The sequence below is a fragment of the Halochromatium sp. genome (genome assembly GCF_046541315.1).
Taxonomy (GTDB): domain Bacteria; phylum Pseudomonadota; class Gammaproteobacteria; order Chromatiales; family Chromatiaceae; genus Lamprobacter.
The window spans coordinates 1-6,025 of record NZ_JBKHDN010000169.1 but is presented as its reverse complement, the minus strand read 5'-3'; the positions used below and the strand labels follow the sequence as shown (position 1 = coordinate 6,025).

At 65.3% G+C, this 6,025-nt stretch carries 6 protein-coding genes; 5 read left to right on the top strand and 1 reads right to left on the bottom strand.

All coding sequences use genetic code 11. The features are described 5' to 3' along the window. Positions 1 to 61: 61 nt before the first annotated feature. Entirely contained in the window at positions 62 to 757 is a 696-nt protein-coding gene (locus ACLFQI_RS10745; protein WP_410759224.1) for a TetR/AcrR family transcriptional regulator, read from the bottom strand. Positions 758 to 1,089: 332 nt separating this feature from the next. On the opposite strand from ACLFQI_RS10745, the gene ACLFQI_RS10740 reads away from it, so the two are divergent. From ACLFQI_RS10740 to ACLFQI_RS10720, 5 genes are all read left to right on the top strand, one after another. Next, positions 1,090 to 1,941: an ABC transporter ATP-binding protein gene (locus ACLFQI_RS10740; RefSeq protein WP_410759222.1), complete on the top strand. Its 852-nt coding sequence runs from the start codon at positions 1,090 to 1,092 to the stop codon at positions 1,939 to 1,941. A gap of 26 nt (positions 1,942 to 1,967) precedes the next feature. Next, positions 1,968 to 3,218, top strand: coding sequence for an ABC transporter substrate-binding protein (locus ACLFQI_RS10735; RefSeq protein WP_410759221.1), 1,251 nt, complete (start codon positions 1,968 to 1,970; stop codon positions 3,216 to 3,218). A 32-nt stretch (positions 3,219 to 3,250) separates the two neighbouring features. Next, entirely contained in the window at positions 3,251 to 4,057 is an 807-nt protein-coding gene (locus ACLFQI_RS10730) for an ABC transporter permease (RefSeq protein ID WP_410759219.1), read from the top strand. Between the two features lie 29 nt (positions 4,058 to 4,086). Next, entirely contained in the window at positions 4,087 to 4,623 is a 537-nt protein-coding gene (locus tag ACLFQI_RS10725; RefSeq protein WP_410759218.1) for an OsmC family protein, read from the top strand. Between the two features lie 113 nt (positions 4,624 to 4,736). Beyond that, on the top strand, positions 4,737 to 5,882 hold the full coding sequence (locus ACLFQI_RS10720; RefSeq protein ID WP_410759217.1) for an acyl-CoA dehydrogenase family protein: 1,146 nt from the start codon (positions 4,737 to 4,739) through the stop codon (positions 5,880 to 5,882). The last annotated feature ends 143 nt before the right edge of the window (positions 5,883 to 6,025 follow it).

Genomic DNA, 6,025 nt, shown 5'->3' with positions numbered 1-6,025 from the left:
CTTAGGCCGCCTTATTTGCAACAATGCCGGTCGTTCTCGGGAACACTCCCGACAGCGCCCTTTACGCCGGTGCCCGGCGCGTCTTGTGCTGGGTCTCCGCCGCCAGCTGAAGCGCGGCGAGATCGCGGGCATGCCCGGCGCAGGCGGGGTTGCCGCTGGCCTGCGCGGCTACAATGGCGCCGTCGATCAGGATGGTGAATCGCGCGACCGTACTGGCCGGATCGCGCGCGCCGATCATCTCGGCCTGCGCGGCGATCCAACCGTTCAGATGCGCTTTGTGAGCCGCGAGGATCTTGCGCAGCCTTGCGTTGTTCACGTCGAACTCGCCCAGGGCGTTGATGAAGGGGCATCCGAAGAAATACGGGTCGGCGAACCAGCTCTCGAGGATGTCGAAGACGGCCAGCAGTTGATCCTCGGCGGTGCCCTCGACCTTCGCCATCTCCGAGAAGAACCAACTGCGCCAGGCCGCGCCTTCGCGTTCGAGCACGGCCTCGATCAGCTGCTCCTTGTTGCCGAAATGCTTGTAGAGCGAGGTCTTTGCCGTGCCCGCGCGGCGCGCGATGGCATCGACCCCAGTCGCGTGGAACCCGTGGTGGCAAAAGAACCATGACGCTGACGCCAGCACGCGCTCGGGTGTGGTGGAGCGGTATCGCGCGGAACAGATGGTGCCCGCGCCCGCGCAGAGGTCATCGAGCGCCACGGGCACCTCGGCGGGGGCCGGGGTTGCCTCGTCCGCAGGTTTTGTCCGGATATTCATCGTCGTCCGCTCGCTTGCATCGGAGTACTGGATACCCCGCTGTTTCGTATCTCAGGTCTCGTTCCGTCGCGCCAGAGCAAAGACCGTGGTTTTTTTGCACAAATGAGATACCGATCGGTATCTGATTCTCGGTCCATATGAGTGTCAGATTGGTAGAGTCGAGCCTCTTCCTGCTCATGAATCAAGCATAAAGCAGTAATTTCCGCCTGTTTTTCGCCCGTTTTGCGGTCCGGCATCGTTATCCGTCGCTGCGCTGAAGGGAGGATTAGACAAAACAGGTCGGTTTCCCGACCGTCACTACAGGACAGTTCAGTTCTGAACCGGAGGCAGCCATGACCCATCACACCACATTCGCCACGGCGAGGGCGCCCGGCGTAGCGGACGCAGCAGTGGCTCCGGTCGAACTGTCCACGCAGAACGAGACCCCACGCCCCGTGGCTTCCGGCGCTCATGTCCAGCTCGAGCGTCTGTCGCACCGCTACCGCCGCATGGCGGTCAACTGCCTCGATGACATCTCCATCACCGTGCCAGCGGGGCAGGTTTTGGCTCTGGTAGGCCGCTCGGGCTGCGGCAAGTCCACGCTCTTGCACCTAATCTCGGGGCTGATGCAGCCCGCCGAGGGCGGCGTCTACATCGACGGCAACCGCGTCCGCGCGACCTCGCCGCGCTGGGTCGTCATGTTTCAGGCGCCGTCGCTTTTCCCTTGGATGACGGTCGCGCAGAATGCTGCTCTTGGCCTGCGCTTCGCGCGCCGGGTCGCGGAAATCCCCGAGCGCGTTCCCGCGCTGCTCGAGATGGTGGGTCTTTCCGCCTACGCCGACCGCAACGTGCAGGACCTGTCGGGCGGGCAGCAGCAACGGGTAGCGCTGGCCCGGTCGTTGGCGACCAAACCGGACCTCCTCCTCCTCGATGAACCCTTCTCGGCGCTCGATGCCTTCACCCGACGCAGCCTGCAACAGGACGTGCGTCGCATCGCCAAGGATCTGGGCCTGACCGTCGTCCTTGTCACCCATGACATCACCGAGGCCGCGATCATGGCCGACCGCGCGCTGATCATGGCCCCCGACCCTGGTCGCATCGTCAGCGACACGATGCTCGACCCCGGCCCCGAGCGCCACCGCGACAGCCCCGGTTTCGAGGCAGAGCGCGCGCGGCTTGCCCATCTTTTTGAAACAACCGCCTGACCTTGCCCCTCCCAGGAGTTGCCAAAATGACCGATGAAGATCAGCGCCGCGCCGAACTCGAATGGGCCCGTGCCGCGTATGCCGGCGACTATTCTCGCCGGGGCGCGCTGGGCGTGCTGGGCAAGGGCGGACTCTTCGCCGGCCTCTCCGGCCTGCTGTCAAGCCTGCCCCAGATGTCCTACGCGCAGGAGGATGAGGTCGTCCGCATCGGCTACCTTCCAATCACGGATGCGACCGCGCTGCTCGTCGCCCATGCCAACGGCTATTTCTCCGACGAAGGGCTCGAGGCCGAAGACCCGACATTGATCCGCGGCTGGGCACCGTTGATCGAGAGCTTCGTGGCGAACCGCTTCAACCTCGTTCACTTCCTGAATCCGATTCCGATCTGGATGCGCTACAACAACAACTTCCCCGTGAAGGTGGTAGCCTGGGCGCACACGAACGGCTCGGGCGTGGTGGTGGGCGAGCACACCGACATTACCGATTTCGCGGGGCTTGGTGGCAAGCAGGTCGCGGTGCCCTTCTGGTACTCGATGCACAACATCGTGCTGCAATACGCGCTGCGTCAGTCGGGGATCACGCCGGTGATCCAGGACCAGTCCGCGCCGCTGGCAGCCGACGAGTGCAACCTGATGGTGATGCCCCCGCCCGAGATGCCGCCCGCGCTCGCCGCGCGTTCGATCGACGCCTATATCGTGGCCGAGCCATTCAACGCGCTGGGCGAGGTGATGGCCGGCGCGCGGATGCTGCGCTTTACCGGTGACATCTGGAAAAATCACCCCTGCTGCGTCGTTGCCACCCATGAGGAGGCGATCACCGCCCGGCCCGAATGGGTGCAGGCGGTGACAAACGCCGTCGTGCGCGGCGCGATCTACGCCTCGCAGAACAAGACCGAGGTCGCCCGGATGATCAGCCGCGACGGGCGCGGCTATCTGCCAGCGCCGGCCGAGGTCGTGGAACGCGCGATGACCCATTATGATGGCGCGGAATACACCGACAGCGGCGCGCTGACCCATGGCGACTGGGGCAACGGGCGGATCGACTTCCAGCCCTGGCCCTATCCGAGTGCCGATGCGCTGACTGTCACCTACTTGCGCGAGACGGTGGTCTCGGGCGATGCCGCCTTCCTTGCCGATCTCGACCCGGCCTTCGTCTCGGAGGATCTGGTCGACCGCAGCTTCGTGCGGAAAGCTGTCGAAAGCTTCCCCGAATGGCTCGATGACCCCTCGGTCAACCCCGGCAACCCGTTCGAGCGCGAGGAGATTCTGGCGCTGTGACAGATGCGGCCTACCCCCGTGACGATGCCGTCGTGACCGAGGCCGGCACGGCCCGCGCCGACGCCCTGAAAGGCATGGCGCGAAACGTCGGCATCTCGATGCTTGGCCTCGGCATTCTCGGCGCGCTCTGGGCCTTCGGCGGCTGGCTGATCTCGCAAAGCGACGGGATGCGGGCGTTCAGCCAGCTTGCGCCGGGCCCCACGCTCGAGCGGCTTTGGGACATGATCCAGCGCGGCGAGATCTGGCCGATGTCGGCGCCGAGCCTCGAGCGCGTCGGCTGGGGGCTGGCAATCGCTATTGCAGTGGGCGTGCCCATGGGCATCCTGATCGGGCGGATCGGCTGGCTTCGTGATCTCTGCAATGCGCCCTTCCAGCTGCTGCGAATGATCTCGCCGCTCTCGTGGATGCCGATCGCCGTCATGGCCTTCGCCACATGGGACGGGGCGATCATCTTCCTGATCGCGGTGGCCGCGGTATGGCCGATCCTCTTCGCGACCGCTGCGGGCGTGCGCCGGATCGACCCGGCATGGCTCAAGGTCTCGCGCAACCTCGGCGCCAACCCCGTGCACCTGCTGGTCTACGTGATCCTGCCCGCCATCGCGCAGGATATACTGACCGGCATCCGCCTCGCGCTCGGCGTCGCCTGGGTCGTGCTGGTGCCCGCCGAATATCTCGGCGTGTCATCCGGCCTCGGCTACGCGATCAACGATGCCCGCGACAGTCTCGATTACGCTCGCCTCGGCGCGACCGTGCTGGTCATCGGCGTGATCGGCTACGCTCTCGACACGCTATGCATGCTGGCGATCAAACGCTTCAGCTGGCTGCGCAGCGACACCTGACACCCCAATCCCAGAAGGAGGAACAAATCATGGGTGAACCCGCAACCGTCCTGACAGGCTGCCTGGCCCCGATCGACAAGACCGGGCTTGAGGGCTTGATAGAAAAGGGCAAGGCCGATCCCAAGGCGATCAAGACGCTGACCTGCAAGACCGTCGCCGAGGGCCGCTTCCGCCATGCCAGCTACATTCGCGACTTGCCGCCTTACATCGTGGACGAGCCGCCGGGCCTTTTGGGTGACGATACCGCGCCGAACCCGTCCGAGGCATCGCTGGCGGCGCTCGGCTCCTGCGTCTGCGTGGGCCTGCACGCCAATGCCGTCCACCGCGGGATCACCGTGAAGAAGCTCGAGATCCAGATGGAGGCGGATCTGAACATCACCGCCGTCTGGGGCACGGGCGACCAGTCCGAGAAGCCCGTGGGCTTCACCGACGTCCGCATGAAGGTAATCATGGAGGCCGACGCCCCGCAGGAGGTGATCGACGAGCTGATCCAGCATGTCGCCAAGTGGTCGCCAGTGTTCAACACCTTCTCGCGCCCCGTGAACATGGAGATCAGCGCCGCCTGATCCGCCCAGACGAGGCCGCGGCCCCTGCGCTTCGGGCCGTGGCCGCCCCTTCCGTTTCCATCCCGTCCGTGCCCGGTGTCGGCGCCCCGGATCGCCCAAGACAGGAGCATCTCATGTCCCTCGACCTCGCCATCACTGAACCTGCCCCTGCACTCGGCCTGCCCGACGCGGCTGCCGTGCTCGGCGCCGCCGACCGCATCGCCGCCTCCGACCTCGTGCCGCTGGTGCGTGCGATCGACGCCGAAGGACTTTACCCCGAAGACGTGATGCGCAGCTTCGGCGCGGCGGGCGCCTTCAAGCGCCACCTGCCCGCGCCTGGTGGCGCGCTCGACCTCGACACCACCATCTCCACCATGGCTCGCGCCGGGCAGGAGTGCCTCTCGACCGCCTTCTGCATGTGGTGCCAGTCGGCGCTCGGCTGGTACATTTACAACTCCGACAACACAGCGCTTCAGGCCGATCTCGGGGCGAAAGTGGCGACCGGCGAGATACTCGGCGGCACGGGCCTGTCGAACCCGATGAAAACGCTCTTCGGCATCGAGACGATTAAGCTCAAGGCGACGCGGGTCGAAGGCGGCTACACGCTCCGTGGCACGCTGCCTTGGGTCAGCAACATCAGCCCCGATGCCTGGTTCGCCGTGGTCAGCGAGATTTCCGAAGGCCCGCGCGCTGGCGAGCGGGTGATGATGGTGATCCACGGCTCGGGCGAGGGCGTGAAGCTGGTGGCCAACGATCACTTCGTGGCACTCGAGGGGACCCGCACCTATGGCGTGCAGTGCCGCGACGCCTTCGTTCCCGACCCTCATGTGCTGGCCGACCCGATCAACACCTATATCCCGAAAATCCGTGCGGGCTTCATCCTGCTACAGGCCGGCATGGCCTTCGGCATGATCGAGGGCTGCATCGCGCTGATGGAACAGGTCCGCGGCCAACTCGGCCATGTGAACAAGCACCTGCCCGACCAGCCCGAGCATTTCCGCGAAGAACTCGAGGCGATGAAGGCTGAGGTCGCCGAACTGAACAAGACCCCCTATGACACGTCGCAAGACTATTTCATTCGTGTGGTGCGCATGCGTCTGGCCGCCGGTGACCTGTCAGTCGCGGCCGCTCATAACGCCATGCTCCACCAGGGCGCGCGCGGCTATGTCACCCATGGCGCAGCACAGCGCAAGTTGCGCGAAAGCTACTTCGTCGCCATCGTGACACCCGCGACCAAGCAGCTGCGCAAGATGCTTGCCGACATGGGGGCCGAGGCTTGATTGGCCCACCCCTCGCAGACCATTTCACTCCTCCCACCCGAAAGGACTGCTGCCATGACCAACACGCTGATTTCTCCCCAGGACCTCGCTGCCATGGACGAGGTTGTGGTCATCGACACCCGCGCGCTCTAGGCCTTTGGCGA

Excerpts from the sequence above, each read along its gene's own strand:
- ACLFQI_RS10745 (WP_410759224.1), bottom strand. The coding sequence starts at position 757 with ATGAATATCCGGACAAAACCTGCGGACGAGGCAACCCCGGCCCCCGCC.
- ACLFQI_RS10740 (WP_410759222.1), top strand. The coding sequence starts at position 1,090 with ATGACCCATCACACCACATTCGCCACGGCGAGGGCGCCCGGCGTAGCG.
- ACLFQI_RS10735 (WP_410759221.1), top strand. The coding sequence starts at position 1,968 with ATGACCGATGAAGATCAGCGCCGCGCCGAACTCGAATGGGCCCGTGCC.
- ACLFQI_RS10725 (WP_410759218.1), top strand. The coding sequence starts at position 4,087 with ATGGGTGAACCCGCAACCGTCCTGACAGGCTGCCTGGCCCCGATCGAC.
- ACLFQI_RS10720 (WP_410759217.1), top strand. The coding sequence starts at position 4,737 with ATGTCCCTCGACCTCGCCATCACTGAACCTGCCCCTGCACTCGGCCTG.